This window comes from Geodermatophilus sp. URMC 65, from assembly GCF_053502545.1.
In genome coordinates this window covers 1,962,023-1,976,588 of the sequence record NZ_CP199954.1, presented here as the reverse complement: position 1 = coordinate 1,976,588, position 14,566 = coordinate 1,962,023, and the positions used below count along the sequence as shown (strand labels likewise).

The window sequence follows — 14,566 nt, the reverse complement described above, 5'->3', positions numbered from 1 at the left end:
GGGCTCAGGTGCCGGGCCAGACGAGCTCCTGCAGGGTCCGGCGGTCCCGGCCTGGGTCCTCGTCGCCGGCACGACCGATGGCCGACATGGTGGTGACCTGCCAGTGCCGCGGGACGGCGAACTCGGCTGCCACACCCTCGCGGTCGAAGGCGTGGAACTGGCGCACCGCGAGCCCCAGCGCCTGTGCCTGCAGGGTCCTGTTGCAACCGCCTGGCCCGGGTCGTGGAGCGAGAACTCCGAGTGGTCCCAGTCGGTGTCCTCGACGTGCCGATGGGACAGGTTCGCCACCAGCAGGCTCGCAGTCGGCGCCCACCGGGCCGAGCTGCCGGCCAGGTGGCGGACGAGCCGTCGCTGCGTCTCGTCGCTGCGACGACCGACGATGAACGCCCACGGCTGGGAGTTGCCCGCGGACGGCGCCCAACGGGCTGCCTCCAGCAGCGCCCCGACGTCCCGGTCGGAGACCTCGTGCGTCGGGTCGAACGCCGTCGGGCTCCACCGGCTGGCCAGCAGCGGGTGCAGCCCCGGCGATCCCACGTCGTCCCGACCCGGCCAGCCTGACACGGCCAGGTCCGGGGTGACGGCGTCCGTAGACTCCGCGCCGCGCTGATGCCGCGCTCCGTAGACTCCGCGCGGTGAGCCTCCGCCTGTACGACACGGCCGCCCGCGCGGTCCGAGACTTCACGCCCCTGCGTGCCGGGCAGGCCTCCGTCTACGTCTGCGGGCTCACCGTGCAGGGGCCGCCGCACGTCGGGCACGTGCGCTCGGCCCTGGCCTTCGACGTGCTGCGCCGCTGGCTGGCGCACCGCGGCCTCGAGGTCACCTACGTCCGCAACGTCACCGACATCGACGACAAGATCCTCGCGCAGGCGGAGGCCGCAGGCGTGCCGTGGTGGGCCTGGGCCTACACCAACGAGCTCGCGGTCACCCGCGCCTACGGCGTCCTCGGCGTGCTGCCGCCGACCTACGAGCCGCGCGCCACCGGGCACGTCCCGGACATGGTGGAGCTGATGCAGCGGCTGGTCGACCGCGGGCACGCCTACGCGGTGGACGGCGACGTCTACTTCGACGTCCGCTCCTTCCCGGAGTACGGCGCGCTGACCCGGCAGAGGGTGGAGGACCTGGAGCCGGCCGCCGACACCGAGACCGACGAGCGCAAGCGCGACCCCCGCGACTTCGCGCTGTGGAAGGCGCACAAGCCCGCGGAGCCGGAGACCGCGTCGTGGGCCACGCCGTGGGGCCGGGGCCGGCCGGGCTGGCACCTGGAGTGCTCGGCGATGGCCGAGCGGTACCTGGGGCCGGAGTTCGACATCCACGGGGGCGGGCTGGACCTGCGCTTCCCGCACCACGAGAACGAGCAGGCCCAGTCGCGTGCGGCCGGCGACGGGTTCGCGCAGTACTGGCTGCACAACGGCTGGGTGACCCTCGGCGGCGAGAAGATGAGCAAGTCGCTGGGCAACACCGCGCTGGTCGATGAAGTGGTGCAGCGGGTCCGGCCGGTCGAGCTGCGCTACTACCTGGTCACGCCGCACTACCGGTCCACCATCGAGTTCACCGACGCCGCGCTCGGCGAGGCCGGCGCGGCCTACCGGCGGCTGGAGTCGTTCGTGAAGCGCGCCGCCGAGCGGGTCGGGGGGGACGCGGGCAAGGCCGAGCCGGCGCCGGAGTTCACCGCCGCCCTGGACGACGACCTGGGCACGCCCGCCGCGGTGGCCGCCGTCCACGAGGTGGTGCGGCAGGGCAACACCGCGCTGGCGGAGGGGGACGACGAGGCCACCGCCGCGGCGCTCGGTTCGGTGCGGGCGATGCTCGGCGTCCTCGGGCTGGACCCGCTCGACCCGCACTGGTCCGCCGCCGGCGGGGACGACCGGCTGACGGAGGTGGCCGACGGGCTCGTCGCGCTCGCCCTCGAGCAGCGCCAGGCCGCCCGGGCCCGCAAGGACTACGCAGCAGCGGACGCGATCCGTGAGCAGCTCGCCGCACTCGGTGTCCAGGTCGAGGACACCCCGCAGGGACCTCGATGGGAGCTGAGCCGCTGATGGCCGGCAACAGCCAGCGCCGTGGACGTACCACGGGCGCACACAAGAAGGGCGCCTCCGGGGGCACCGGCGGCAAGAACCGCCGGTCGCTGGCCGGGCGCGGCGCCACCCCGCCCGCCGAGATGCGCACCGGGCACCCGGCCCAGCGGCGCGCGGCCGCCGACGCCCGGCGCCGGACCGAGCGCGACCGCAGCCGCCAGCGCGCCGAGGAGGCCCCCGAGCTGCTGCTCGGCCGCAACCCGGTGGTCGAGGCGCTGCGCGCGCAGATCCCGGCGACCGCGCTGTACGTGGTCACCGGGGACGTGGGGTCGGGACGGGCGGGTGCGAAGTCGGCGACCGACGAGCGGATCACCGAGGCGCTGCACCTGGCCAACGACCGGGGGCTGCCGCTGCTGGAGGTCGGCAGGGCCGAGTTCGACCGGATGTCGGGCGGGGCGCTGCACCAGGGCATCGGCCTGCAGGTGCCGCCGTACCAGTACGCGCACCCCGACGACCTGCTCGACCTCGCCCGCGACTCGGGTCGCCCGCCGCTGGTGGTCGCGATGGACGGCGTCACCGACCCGCGCAACCTCGGCGCCGTCGTCCGCTCGGCCGCGGCGTTCGACGCGCACGGCGTCGTCGTCCCGCAGCGGCGGTCGGTGGGCATGACCGCATCGGCCTGGCGCACCAGCGCCGGCGCCGCCGCGCGGCTCCCGGTGGCCCGCGCGGTGAACCTGGCCCGCGCGCTGGGCTCCTACCAGGACGCCGGGCTGATGACCGTCGGCCTGGCCGGGGACGGCGACGTCGACGTGCACGACTTCGACGGCTTCGCCGACCCGCTGGCGCTGGTGGTCGGTGCCGAGGGTGCGGGGCTGTCCCGGCTGGTGCGCGAGCGCTGCGACGTCGTCGTGCGCATCCCGATCGCGCGGGACACCGAGTCGCTCAACGTCAGCGTCGCCGCGGGCATCGCCCTCTACGCCGCAGCGAGTGCCCGACGGTAGGTGCAGCCGACGGTGTGCGCGGATGCGCACGCCTCCACCGTGGAACTGCGCCTGCGCGCACAGCGTCCGGCCGCTCGGGCTGGTTGGTTGGGGACATGCCCTCGTTGACCTCTGTGGTCGGAGCCGCCACGGCCACCTTCTCGGCGGCGCTCGTCGTCGCGCCCCGGGTGCTCATCGGGCCCACCGGGATGCCCGACACGGCGCAGACGCGTGCCCTCGTCCGCGCCCTCGGTGCGCGGGACGCCGTGAGCGGCCTGGCGATGCTCGCCGCGCCGGGAGGCCGGGTCCGCGACCTGGCCGCTGCCGCGCGGGTCCTCAGCGACTGCGCCGACGCCGCCGTCCTCCCGTCGGCCGTGCCGGACAGGGGGAGGGCGGCTCTGCTGCGGGCGTCCGCCGCCGCCTGGGGAGCGCTCGCCCTGGCTGCCGCGGTGCTGGACCGGCGCGCCGGCCGCTGAGGAAGGACCCCGTCCTCCCCACCGTGGAAGGACCCCGTCCTCCCCACCCCTCGCAGGCTCGGGGCGGGGGCCCGGGACGGGGCCAGCGGCGGCGCCTGCAGGGAGCCGCCCCGTTCGCCGGGGTCCCTCTTCAGCCGAGCAGTTGGGCGACCGTGTAGATGACCAGGCCGGCCAGGCCGCCGACCACGGTGCCGTTGATCCGGATGAACTGCAGGTCGCGGCCGACCTGGAGCTCGATGCGGCGGCTGGTCTCCTCGGTGTCCCAGCGGGCGACCGTGCTGCCCACGAGGTCCGCCACGTCCCCGGAGAAGCGCTCCACCAGGTAGCCGGCGATCCCGTGTGCGTGCCGCTGCACCAGCTCGCGCACCCGCTGGTCGGTCTGCAGCAGCCGGGCGGCCTCGCGGATCAGCTCGGCCACGCGCGCCCGCAGCGCCGAGTCGGGGTCGGTGGCCGCAGCCAGGGCGGCGTCCTTGAGATGGGTCCACAGCGATCCCGACCAGGTCCGGACGGCGGGGTGCTCGAGCAGCTCCTTCTTCAGGTCCTCCACCCGGGCGGCCGTCGCCGGGTCGGTGCGCAGCGCGTGCACGTAGGCGCGCAGCCGGGCGTCGTAGGCCCGCCGCAGCTCGTGGCGGGGGTCCTCGCCGACCTCGTCCAGGAAGGCCATCACGCCGGCGAACACGCGGTCGAACACCCGGTCGTCGACCCAGTCGGGCACCCAGGCGGGGGAGGCGTCGCCCAGCTGCGCGCGGAAGACGACGCGGTTGTCCTCCAGGAAGCGCGCCAGGCCGCGGAGCCCCGCCGAGAGCACCTCCTGGTGCCGGTCGCCGTCCACCACGAGCTCGAGGGTCCGGGCCACCACGGGGGCGGCGGGTGTCGCGTGCAGCTTGCGGTCGACGAGCCCGGCGACGGCGGGCCGCAGGTCGTCGTCCCGGAGCAGGCCGGCGACCGAGTGCAGCAGCGCTCCGGCGTCCCCGGCGAGCCGCTCGGCGCGCCCGGGCGCCGCGAGGAAGGCGCCGAGTCGGCCGGGCACGTCGATGGTGGTCAGCTTGTCCTCGACCACGGCGCGGGTCAGGAAGTTCTGCTCGACGAAGGCGCCCAGGCTCGCGCCGATCTGGTCCTTCTTGCGCGGGATGATCGCCGTGTGCGGGATCGGCAGCCGCAGCGGGTGCCGGAACAGCGCCGTGACGGCGAACCAGTCGGCCAGCGCGCCGACCATCGAGGCCTCCGCGGTCGCCCGCACGTACCCGACCCAGGCGCCGGTCTCCTCGCCGAGGAGCACGCAGGTCAGGAAGACGGCGGCGGCGACCAGGAACAGGCCGGTCGCCAGCCGCTTCATGTGGGCCAGGTCGCGGGCCCGCTCGGGGTCGTCGAGTGAGACGGCCAGCGGGGCGCTCGGGGGACTCGACGACACCCGTCCCAGCCTAGAAGGACCGCCCTTCCCCCACGCCTCGCACGCTCGGCGCGGGGCCCTGAAGGGTGGCCGTTCCAGTCCGTTGCGGTCCTTCCTCAGCCCTCGCTGGCGCCCAGGGTGACCTGGATCTGCTCGGTGTCCTGCCCGCGGCGCACGGTGAGGGTCACCTGGTCGCCGGGGGCGGCGCTGCGGACGGCGGCGGTCAGCTCGGTCGAGGTGGTCACGACCCGGTCGCCGACCGCGGTGACGACGTCGCCGGCCTGCAGCCCCGCGTCGGCGGCCGGGGTGCCCGGCTGCACCTGCACCAGCTGCGCGCCGGTGCCGATCTCGGACTGCTGCGGGTCCGCCGCGGTCTGGGCGCTCACGCCCAGGTAGGTGATCTCGGCCTTCCCGTCGGCGATGAGCTCCTGGGCGATCCGCTTGGCGGTGTTGCCGGGGATGGCGAAACCGACACCGATGTTGCCGCTCTCGGTCGACTGGCCCGGCGCCCCGGAGGCGACCGAGGCGATGGCGGTGTTGATGCCGACGACCTCGCCGGCGCCGTCGACCAGCGCGCCACCGGAGTTGCCCGGGTTGATCGCCGCGTCGGTCTGCAGCGCGTCGATGACGGTGGCGTCGCCCTCGGTGGATCCGGTGGCCACGGCCCGGCCCTTGGCGCTGATGATGCCGTCGGTCACCGTGTCCGACAGGCCCAGCGGGGCGCCGATCGCCACGGCCAGGTCACCGACCTGCACCTGGTCGGAGTCGGCGAAGGTCGCCGGGGTCAGGCCGGAGGCGCCCTCCAGCTTGAGCACGGCCAGGTCGTAGACCGGCTGCGTGCCGACGACGGTCGCGTCGTAGAGGGTGCCGTCGGAGGTGCGCACCGAGACGACGCTCGAGCCCGCGCCGTCCAGGCTGACCACGTGGTTGTTGGTCAGCACGTAGCCGTCGTCGCTGAGGACGACGCCGGAGCCGCTGCCCGAGCCGGAGGCGCCGGTGACGTAGACGGTGACCACGCTGGGCGCCGCCTTGGCCGCGGCCGCGGTCACCGCGGTCGCCGTCTCGGGGTTGGTGATGGTGACGTTCTGCGCGGCGGCCGTGCCGCCGCCGCTGCTGCCGTCCGAGTCGTCGGCGAGCAGGGCCACACCCGCGCCGGCGCCGCCGCCGATGAGGGCCCCGGCGAGCAGGCCGGCGACGCCGATCCGCCACCGGCCGGCCCGGTGGGGCGGCTCGGGGGCGGGTGCGACCGGGCCCGGCTGCCCGTGCTGGCCCGGCGGCTGGAACGGCGGCTGCTGCCCGGGGAGGGTGTCGTGCCCCGGGGCGGCCGTCCCCGTCGCCTGCTGACCCGGTGCTGCCTGCCCGGAGGCGGGCTGCTGGGGCCAGGTCGGCGGCGCCCAGGGGCCCGGCGCCGGGTGGGGGGTGCCGTAGGGGTTCACGTCTCTCGTCCTCCTCGTGGGCGGCCGGTTCACCGCCCTGCGACGACCACACTGGTCCGTGCTGCTGACCCGTCGCTGGCGGTCTCCTGTGAGGTGCCTGGACGACTCAGCGGGGGACGTCGGGGAGCAGCCGGCCCCTCGCCACCAGCTCCACCACCGTCCACACGGCAGCGACCTGCGTCGCCAGCAGGCCGACGAGCACCAGCAACTGGGCCGCGCCGGCCGCCAGCGGGCTGCCGCCACCGAGCAGTACCCCGACGAAGGCGCCGGGCAGCGTGACGAGGCCGACGGTCCGGGTCTGGTCCAGCGGGGGCACCAGCGCAGTGGCCGCGGCCGGCCGCAGCACCTCGCGGACGGCGTCGCGCTGCGGGAAGCCCAGCGCGAGCGCGGCCTCGACCTCGCCCCGCCGGGCGGCCAGCTCCTCCCGCAGCCGGCGGCCGGCCAGGGACGTCGCGGTCATCGCCCCGCCGACGAGGATCCCGGCGATCGGGATGACCGCCTCGCCGCGCAGCGGCACGGTGCCGCTGGCGAGCACCAGGGTCACCACCGGGACGGCGCCGACCAGCACCGGGACGCCGGCGGTGCCCACCCGGCGGGCGGCGCCGGCGCTGCGCAGGGCCAGCCCGGTGGCCCGCCCGGCCGCGGTGACCGCCGCGACGCCGACCATGACCAGCACGAACAGCGTCGAGAGGGCCAGCGAGCGCACGACGACGAGCAGCACCGCCGACACCACGGCCAGCTGCACGGTCGCGCGCAGCGCGGCGACCACGACCGGGCGGTCCTGGTCGAGGCCGGAGAGCCGGCCGGCCACCGCGGCGAGCCCGGTCAGCGCGACCAGCGTCACCGCGAGCCGGGGGCCGAGGTCGACGACGGAGGAACCCACGGGCGGTGATCATGCCCGGCCGCCCCTCCGCCGCCGGGCCCAGGAGGATGGCGGTCCCTGCAGGGGCCCGCCGCGAGCCTGGTGAGGTACTGGAACGGCCACCCTCCAGCACAAGGACCTCGTCCTCCTCACCCCTCGCACGCTCGGGGCGAGCCCCTGGACGAGGCCGTCGGAGCGGGGGGCTGGTCCTTCATCCGACGGCGATGATCTCCTCGCGCGGCTCCTTGCCGGTCACCCGGTGCACCGGGGGCAAGAAGGCCATCGGCGAGGTGCAGTGCCGCAGCAGCCAGCGGTGCAGCCCGTCCATCGGCCGGTGCAGCAGCCCACCGTGGCCCGCGCTCATCGAGAGCAGCGGGGTCGGGCAGGCCGCGGCCAGCACCCGGCCACCGGTCGGGCCGGGCACCGCGGTGTGGGTCGCGCGCAGGTCCGGCCAGCGCTCGGCCCACCGCGAGGAGTCCGCGGCCCACGCGCCGCCGTCGTCCGCCCGGGTGTGCAGCACGAGCAGCGGCCGGTCGGCCCGCAGCGCCTCCTCGGCGGCGAAGACGGCCACCGGTTCGTCGTCCTCCCGCTCGCCGAGGCCGAGCACCGCCACGTGCGGCCGGGAGCCGGTGCCGCCCGGCCGGGACCGCGGGACGACGACCACCGGGCGGGGCGAGCGGGCGGCGACCTTCTGGGCGACCGAGGCGAGCACCATCTCGTCGGCCGCACCGGTCGTGGTGATGCCGAGGACGACGAGCTGGGCGTCCTCGGCGGCGTGCAGCAGCGCCTGCACCGGCTCGCCGGGCACCACCTCGGTGGAGATCTCGAGCGACGGCGCGGTGTGCCGGGCGAGGGTGTACGCCTGCGCGGTGGCCCCGCGCGCACGGGGCAGGTCGCCGGCGGGGGAGCCGGCCACGCCCCGGTGTCCCAGGTGCGGGGTGGCGTGCACGATCCGGAGCGGCGCGTCGCGGCGGACGGCCTCCTCGGCGGCCCAGCGGACCGCCCGGAGCCCGCACTCGCTGCCGTCGGCGCCGACCACCACGGGCGGCGGCTGCGGGTCGTCGTCCGCCGGGCCGGGCGCGGGCAGCGACCCGGCTGGGGTGGGGGTCGTCGTGGACACGGGCACCTCCGGATGACGGTCGTCCCCCGTGGGTACCGTCGAGGTTCCTCGCCCGGGGACCGCGTGGGAAGACAGTTCGGCCACGGAGGGTGCAAGAGGCGTCCGGATGGGTAAGGGCGGGACCCCGGGCCGCCGCTCGTCGGTGATCGCCCGGCCTCTCGAGTCCGGTCCTCCCTGGAGGGTGCCCCGTGTCCACCCGCGGTCCGCTTCCCCGCCTCCTGTTCTGGACCGGCGCCGTCGTCGGCGCCGGGCTGGCCGTCGTCGGCGGCCTGGCCCTGCGACCGGCGGGCCTGGTCGCGGTGGGGCTCGCCGCGGTGGTGTCCGCCTGCCTGGCGGCGGGGGTGGCCCGCGAGTCCCGTCCCGGGCAGCAGGCCGTCGTCGACGCGGCCTGGAAGGCGGGGGCGGCGACCGTCGCGGTGCTGCTGGTCCTGTCCGGCACCGCCGTGCTCGGCGGGGCGGTGCTCACCCTGGTGATCGCCGCGGTCGCCGCGGGCACGTGGACCGTCGTCTGGCTGGTCCGCAGCTCCCCGAGGACGCCGGCGTCCGCCGTCGCCAGGGACCGTCAGCCGGCGGCCCCGCTGCCACCGGTGTCCTCGCTGCCCACCGAGGCGCTCGGCCAGGAGTGGGTCCGGACGACGGCGGCTCTGTCCGGCCCGCTCGACGCCCGCACCCGCGAGGCGATCGTCGTCCGGCGGCAGCAGACCCTCGACGAGCTCGAGCGGCGCGACCCCGACGGCTTCGCCCGGTGGCTCTCCGGCCTCCCGCTGGCCGGCAGCGACCCGAGCGGCGACCTCAAGCACGGCGACGCCGCCGCCTGAGGCGCGCCGCGCTCGGCGAAAACGGTCGACCGCACGGGGGCGGTCGGTGACACTGCGGCGTGCTCGTCACCCTGTCCACCACCCACGTGCCCGCGACCGACCTGGGCTTCCTGCTGCACAAGAACCCCGCACGGGCCCAGCAGGTCGAGGTCTCGACGGGCACGGCGCACGTCTTCTACCCGCAGGCGGACGAGCACCGCTGCACCGTCGCCCTGCTGCTCGAGGTCGACCCGATCGGGTTGGTGCGGTCGGCGCGGTCCGGGAACGCGGAGGGTGCGGCACTGGCCCAGTACGTCAACGACCGGCCCTACGCCGCGTCCAGCCTCCTGGCCGTCGCACTGGGCAAGGCCTTCGCCAGCGCCCGCCGTGGCGTCAGCAGGGAGCGCCCCGGACTGGTCGACGTCGCGCTGCCGCTGGAGGTCCACGTCCCGGCCCTGTCCTGCCGGGGTGGCGTGGAGATGGCGCACCGCTTCTTCGCCCCGCTTGGCTGGCGGGTCGGGGCGACGGCGGTGCCGCTGGACGAGGCGTTCCCCGAGTGGGGCGACTCGCGGTACGTCGACCTGCGGCTGACCGGTGAGCTGCGGCTGGCCGATGCGCTCAACCAGCTGTACGTCGCCCTGCCGGTACTCGACGACGCCAGGCACCACTGGATCGGCACCGACGAGATCGAGAAGCTGCTGCGCGCCGGCTCGGGCTGGCTGGCGACCCACCCCGACCGCGACCTGATCACCCGCCGCTACCTCGGCCACCGCACCACGCTCACCCGCCGCGCGATCGAGCGGCTGGCCGAGGTCGACGACACCGCGGTCGAGACGCTGGACGACGCCACCGCCCCGCCGGTCCCGGCGGCGGGAGGCCCGCGCGCGGCCGAGCACGAGGAGGACACGAAGCGTCCGGTGCCGCTGGCGCTGCAGCGACACGGTGCGGTGCTGGCCGCCCTGCGCACGGCCGGCGCCCAGCGGGTCCTCGACCTCGGCTGCGGCGCCGGGGCGTTCCTCCAGGCGCTCCTGGCCGAGGCGGCGTTCACCGAGGTCGTCGGGGTCGACGTCAGCGCCCGGGCGCTGGAGGTGGCCGCCCGGCGGCTGCGGCTGGACCGGCTGCCCGAGCGGCAGCGCGCACGGATCCGGCTGCTGCAGAGCGGTCTGACCTACACCGACGCCCGGCTGCGCGGTCACGACGCGGCCGTGCTCATGGAGGTCGTCGAGCACCTCGACCCCGACCGGCTGCCGGCGCTCGAGCACGCCGTCTTCGGCGCCGCCGGCCCCACGACCGTCGTCGTGACGACGCCCAACACCGAGTACAACGTCCGATTCGAGGGGCTGGCCGCCGGTGCGTTCCGGCACCGCGACCACCGGTTCGAGTGGACGCGTCAGGAGTTCGCCGGCTGGGCGGACGCCGTCGCGGAGCGCTACGGCTACGCCGTCCGGCTGCTCGCTGTCGGGGACGACGACCCGGAGGTCGGCGCCCCCACGCAGATGGCCGTGTTCACCCGTCGTGCGGTGGAGGTGGCCGCATGACCGCCGGACCGCGCACCGTCGTCGTCCCGGACCTGTCCCTGGTCGTGCTGGTCGGGGTGAGCGGTTCGGGCAAGAGCACGTTCGCGCGCCGGCACTTCGCGCCCACCCAGGTGCTCTCCAGCGACTCCTGCCGGGGCCTGGTGGCCGACGACGAGAACGACCAGTCGGCGACCCCGGCCGCCTTCGCGCTGCTGCACCACATCGCCGGCGTCCGGCTGCGCGGTGGGCGGCTGACGGTCGTGGACGCCACCAACGTCAAGGCCGAGGACCGCGCGTCCCTCGTGCGGCTGGCGCGCGAGCACGACGTGCTGCCGGTGGCGATCGTCCTCGACGTGCCGGAGGGCGAGTGCCTGGCCCGCAACGCGCTGCGCCCGGACCGGGACCTGGCACCCGGCGTCGTCCGGCGGCAGCGGGCCGACCTGCGGCGCGGCCTGCGCGGCCTGGGCCGCGAGGGCTTTCGCAGGGTGCACGTGCTGAACGGCACCGAGGAGATCGAGCGGGCGGTCGTCACCTACGAGAAGCAGTACAACGACCGGCGCGAGGACACCGGCCCGTTCGACGTCATCGGCGACGTGCACGGCTGCCGCACCGAGCTCGAGGAGCTGCTGGGCGCGCTGGGCTACGACCTGCGCCGGGACGAGCGCGGCCGTGCCGTGGACGCCGAGCACCCGGACGGGCGCCGGGCGGTCTTCGTCGGCGACCTCGTCGACCGTGGACCGGACTCACCCGGCGTGCTGCGCCTGGTCATGGGCATGGTCGCCGCCGGCCACGCGCTGTGCGTCCCCGGCAACCACGAGAACAAGCTGGTGCGCGCCCTGCGGGGACGCAACGTGCAGGTCACCCACGGGCTCGAGCGCACGTTGGCCCAGCTCGAGGCCGAGGGCGAGGAGTTCCGGCGCGAGGTCGAGGAGTTCTGCTCCGGTCTGGTCAGCCACTACGTCCTCGACGGCGGGGCTCTCGTCGTCGCGCACGCCGGGCTCAAGGAGTCGCTGCAGGGCCGCTCCAGCGCCCGGGTGCGGGACTTCGCGCTGTACGGCGAGACGACGGGTGAGACCGACGAGTTCAGCCTGCCGGTGCGCCACCCCTGGGCGCAGGAGTACCGCGGCCGCGCGACGGTGCTCTACGGGCACACCCCGGTCCCGACACCGGAGTGGGTCAACAACACCCTCTGCCTGGACACGGGCTGCGTGTTCGGCGGTCGGCTGACCGCGTTGCGCTACCCCCGGCGCGAGCTGGTCAGCGTCGCGGCGCGGCAGACCTACTACGAGCCGGCCCGCCCCTTCCGGCCCGCGGAGGACGCCGCCCCGCCGGTCGAGGCCGGACGTGCCGACGGCGTCCTGGACGTCGCCGACGTGCTCGGCAAGCGGGTCGTCGAGACCCGGCTCGCCGGGCGGGTGACCGTGCGCGAGGAGAACGCGGCTGCGGCGATCGAGGTGATGAGCCGCTTCGCCGTCGAGCCGGAGCTGCTGCTGCACCTCCCGCCGACGATGAGCCCCTCGGCCACCTCGACCCGGCCGGGGCTGCTCGAGCACCCGGCCGAGGCGTTCGCGTACTTCCGCGAGGAGGGCGTGGCCGAGGTGGTCTGCCAGGAGAAGCACATGGGCTCCCGCGCGGTGGCGCTGGTCCGCCGCGACCGCAGCGGTGTACTGCACACGCGCACCGGCCGCTCCTTCTTCGGCCCCGAGCTCACCGCAGCGTTCCTGGCCCGGCTCGGCGCCGCTGTCGACGAGGCCGGGCTGTTCGACGAGCTCGGCACCGACTGGGTGCTGCTGGACGCGGAGCTGCTGCCGTGGTCGGCCAAGGCGGGCGACCTCGTCCGCTCCCAGTACTCGGCGGTCGGCGCTGCGGCACGGACGGCGCTGCCTGCGGCGGTCTCGGCGCTGGAGCAGGCGGTCGCGCGGGGCCTGGAGGTGGCCGACCTGCTCCACCGCCAGCGGCGACGGACGGCCGACGCCGAGGCCTTCACCGGGGTCTACCGGCGCTACTGCTGGCCGACCGACGGGCTGAGCGGCGTCTCGCTGGCGCCGTTCCAGCTGCTCGCCACGGCGGGGACGACGTTCGCCGACCGGACGCACGCCTGGCACCTGTGCATCGCCGACCGCCTCGCCGAGGCCGATCCCGAGATCGTCCGCGGCACCCGCTCCCTTCCCGTCGACGTCACCGACCCGACGAGCGAGGCCGCGGCGACGGCGTGGTGGGAGGAGCTGACCGCGGTCGGCAGCGAGGGCATGGTCGTGAAGCCCGCGGCCAACCTGACCCGCGGGCGGCGCGGCGTGGTGCAGCCCGGGCTGAAGGTCCGCGGACGTGAGTACCTGAGGCTGGTCTACGGCCCGGACTACACCGAGCCGCAGCACCTCGAGCGGCTGCGGGAGCGCTCGCTCGGCCGCAAGCGCGGACTCGCTCTCCGGGAGTACGCGCTCGGTCTGGAGGGGCTGGAGCGGCTGGCCCGGGGTGAGCCGCTCTGGCGGGTGCACGAGTGCGTCTTCGCCGTCCTGGCCCTGGAGTCCGAGCCGGTCGACCCGCGGCTCTGACCCGTCGTCCGCCGGTGTGGGTGTTCGACGCCGACGAGCGCGGTGGCGAGGGCCACGTGGACGACGGTGCCGGCGAGGATGCCGACCAGGGCCTTGCCGACCACGCGTTGCCGACCAGGGCGTTGCGGACCAGGGCGGTGCGCCGCCACAGGTGCAGGCCGACCGTGACCGCGACCGCGATGACGAAGGGCAGCGCGGCCACCGCGGTGCCGGTCGGGACGTCGTGCAGGCATCGGGGTGGGGTCCGCTGATGGGCTGCTCGATGGCCGGTTCGTCCGTCCGGCGGGACCTGCGTCCCTGGCAGCGTCCGGTGACCGGCGGGACAGTGGGCCGCCACGGGGACACTCCACGAGGGGAGTCCGCCATGTCCGTGGACGAGGCCAGGCTCAACGACCTGCTCGGGCGGTTCGTCGTCGACGTGGGAGCCAGCTTCCAGGCCCTGGGCGCGGTCCTCGGGGACCGGCTCGGGCTCTATCGGGCTCTCCTGGCCGTGATGCCCGCCGCACCCGAGGACGTCGCCCGGGAGGCCGGCGTCGGAGAGCGGTACGTGCGCGAGTGGCTGGCTGCACAGGCCGCCGGCGGCTACGTGACCTACGACCCCGAGACCGAGCGGTTCTCCCTCACCGAGGAGCAGGCCTTCGTGCTCGCCGACCCGAACGGCATGCAGGCGGCCGCGGCCTTCCTCATCCCGCTCGGCGCGGGAACGAACATCGACCGGATCGCCGACGCCGTCCGCACCGGCGAGGGCTTCCCCTGGCACGCTCACGACCCGAAGCTGTTCGAGGGGACCGAACGGTTCTTCCGGCCCGGCTACGTCGCCAACCTCGTCTCCTCGTGGATCCCGGCGCTCGACGGCGTGGAGGACAAACTGCGCGCGGGCGCCCGGGTGGCCGATGTCGGCTGCGGCCACGGCTCCTCGACACTGCTGCTGGCCGCGTCCTACCCCGCCTCCCAGGTCGTCGGCTTCGACTACCACGAACCGTCGATCGAACAGGCACGCAAGCGCGCCGTCGACGCAGGGCTCGCCGACCGGGTCTCGTTCGAGGTGGCCAGCGCCGCAGGCTTCCCGGGTGAGGGCTATGACCTGGTGGCGGTCTTCGACGCCCTGCACGACATGCCCGACCCCCTGACGGCGGCACGGCACGTCCGCGAGACCCTCGCCGACGACGGCACCTTCCTGCTGGTGGAGCCGTACGCCAACGACCGGCTCGAGGACAACCTCAACCCGGTGGGCCGGCTGTACTACGCGGCCTCCACGGTGATCTGCGTCGCGCACTCGATGACCGAGGAGCCCCGAACGGCGCTCGGTGCCCAGGCGGGGGAGGCCCGGCTCACCGACCTGCTCCACGAAGCCGGGTTCAGCCGCGTCCGGCGCGCCACCGAGACCCCCTTCAACCTGGTGCTCGAGGCCCGTCCCTAGC

General features: G+C 75.6%; 12 protein-coding genes and 1 pseudogene. 7 read left to right on the top strand and 6 right to left on the bottom strand.

Features of this window, described 5'->3' with window-relative positions:
• Positions 1-4: 4 nt before the first annotated feature.
• Positions 5-166 (bottom strand): hypothetical protein, encoded by a 162-nt coding sequence (locus tag ACWIX7_RS09580; RefSeq protein WP_448621308.1) that lies wholly within the window; start codon positions 164-166, stop codon positions 5-7.
• Positions 167-327: 161 nt separating this feature from the next.
• Positions 328-534, bottom strand: a pseudogene (locus tag ACWIX7_RS09575) (nitroreductase family protein); the annotation flags it as partial.
• Between the two features lie 98 nt (positions 535-632).
• Between ACWIX7_RS09575 and cysS the strand changes: the two are divergent.
• The 3 genes from cysS (at position 633) to ACWIX7_RS09560 (ending at position 3,471) form a co-directional block, all read left to right on the top strand.
• Complete coding sequence (gene cysS / locus ACWIX7_RS09570; RefSeq protein ID WP_448621307.1) at positions 633-2,036, top strand: cysteine--tRNA ligase; 1,404 nt, start codon at positions 633-635, stop codon at positions 2,034-2,036.
• Positions 2,018-3,016, top strand: a complete 999-nt coding sequence (rlmB, locus tag ACWIX7_RS09565; protein WP_448621306.1) for a 23S rRNA (guanosine(2251)-2'-O)-methyltransferase RlmB — start codon at positions 2,018-2,020, stop codon at positions 3,014-3,016. Before cysS ends, rlmB begins: the two co-directional genes overlap by 19 nt.
• A gap of 95 nt (positions 3,017-3,111) precedes the next feature.
• A complete protein-coding gene (locus ACWIX7_RS09560) occupies positions 3,112-3,471 on the top strand; it encodes a hypothetical protein (protein ID WP_448621305.1) in 360 nt (119 codons plus the stop codon).
• 130 nt (positions 3,472-3,601) lie between these two features.
• Here the strand turns inward: ACWIX7_RS09560 and ACWIX7_RS09555 are convergent, their stop codons facing one another.
• From ACWIX7_RS09555 to ACWIX7_RS09540, 4 genes are all read right to left on the bottom strand, one after another.
• A complete protein-coding gene (locus ACWIX7_RS09555; protein WP_448621304.1) occupies positions 3,602-4,882 on the bottom strand; it encodes a DUF445 domain-containing protein in 1,281 nt (426 codons plus the stop codon).
• Between the two features lie 95 nt (positions 4,883-4,977).
• On the bottom strand, positions 4,978-6,297 hold the full coding sequence (locus tag ACWIX7_RS09550; RefSeq protein ID WP_448621303.1) for a S1C family serine protease: 1,320 nt from the start codon (positions 6,295-6,297) through the stop codon (positions 4,978-4,980).
• A gap of 106 nt (positions 6,298-6,403) precedes the next feature.
• Positions 6,404-7,180 carry an ABC transporter permease gene (locus tag ACWIX7_RS09545; protein WP_448621302.1) on the bottom strand — a complete coding sequence of 259 codons (777 nt, stop codon included), beginning with the start codon at positions 7,178-7,180 and terminating at the stop codon, positions 6,404-6,406.
• Positions 7,181-7,370: 190 nt separating this feature from the next.
• Positions 7,371-8,279: a universal stress protein gene (locus ACWIX7_RS09540; RefSeq protein WP_448621301.1), complete on the bottom strand. Its 909-nt coding sequence runs from the start codon at positions 8,277-8,279 to the stop codon at positions 7,371-7,373.
• 188 nt (positions 8,280-8,467) lie between these two features.
• On the opposite strand from ACWIX7_RS09540, the gene ACWIX7_RS09535 reads away from it, so the two are divergent.
• The 4 genes from ACWIX7_RS09535 (at position 8,468) to ACWIX7_RS09520 (ending at position 14,565) form a co-directional block, all read left to right on the top strand.
• On the top strand, positions 8,468-9,097 hold the full coding sequence (locus ACWIX7_RS09535) for a hypothetical protein (RefSeq protein WP_448621300.1): 630 nt from the start codon (positions 8,468-8,470) through the stop codon (positions 9,095-9,097).
• A gap of 59 nt (positions 9,098-9,156) precedes the next feature.
• Positions 9,157-10,614 (top strand): 3' terminal RNA ribose 2'-O-methyltransferase Hen1, encoded by a 1,458-nt coding sequence (locus ACWIX7_RS09530; protein ID WP_448621299.1) that lies wholly within the window; start codon positions 9,157-9,159, stop codon positions 10,612-10,614.
• Positions 10,611-13,145 carry a polynucleotide kinase-phosphatase gene (locus tag ACWIX7_RS09525; protein ID WP_448621298.1) on the top strand — a complete coding sequence of 845 codons (2,535 nt, stop codon included), beginning with the start codon at positions 10,611-10,613 and terminating at the stop codon, positions 13,143-13,145. The genes ACWIX7_RS09530 and ACWIX7_RS09525 overlap by 4 nt, the downstream gene beginning before the upstream one ends.
• 364 nt (positions 13,146-13,509) lie before the next feature.
• Positions 13,510-14,565, top strand: coding sequence for a class I SAM-dependent methyltransferase (locus ACWIX7_RS09520; RefSeq protein WP_448621297.1), 1,056 nt, complete (start codon positions 13,510-13,512; stop codon positions 14,563-14,565).
• The last annotated feature ends 1 nt before the right edge of the window (position 14,566 follow it).

What these genes read in the sequence shown, in the direction of transcription:
- ACWIX7_RS09520 (WP_448621297.1), top strand. Translation starts at nt 13,510, where the DNA reads ATGTCCGTGGACGAGGCCAGGCTCAACGACCTGCTCGGGCGGTTCGTC.
- rlmB (WP_448621306.1), top strand. Translation starts at nt 2,018, where the DNA reads ATGGGAGCTGAGCCGCTGATGGCCGGCAACAGCCAGCGCCGTGGACGT.
- ACWIX7_RS09560 (WP_448621305.1), top strand. Translation starts at nt 3,112, where the DNA reads ATGCCCTCGTTGACCTCTGTGGTCGGAGCCGCCACGGCCACCTTCTCG.
- ACWIX7_RS09525 (WP_448621298.1), top strand. Translation starts at nt 10,611, where the DNA reads ATGACCGCCGGACCGCGCACCGTCGTCGTCCCGGACCTGTCCCTGGTC.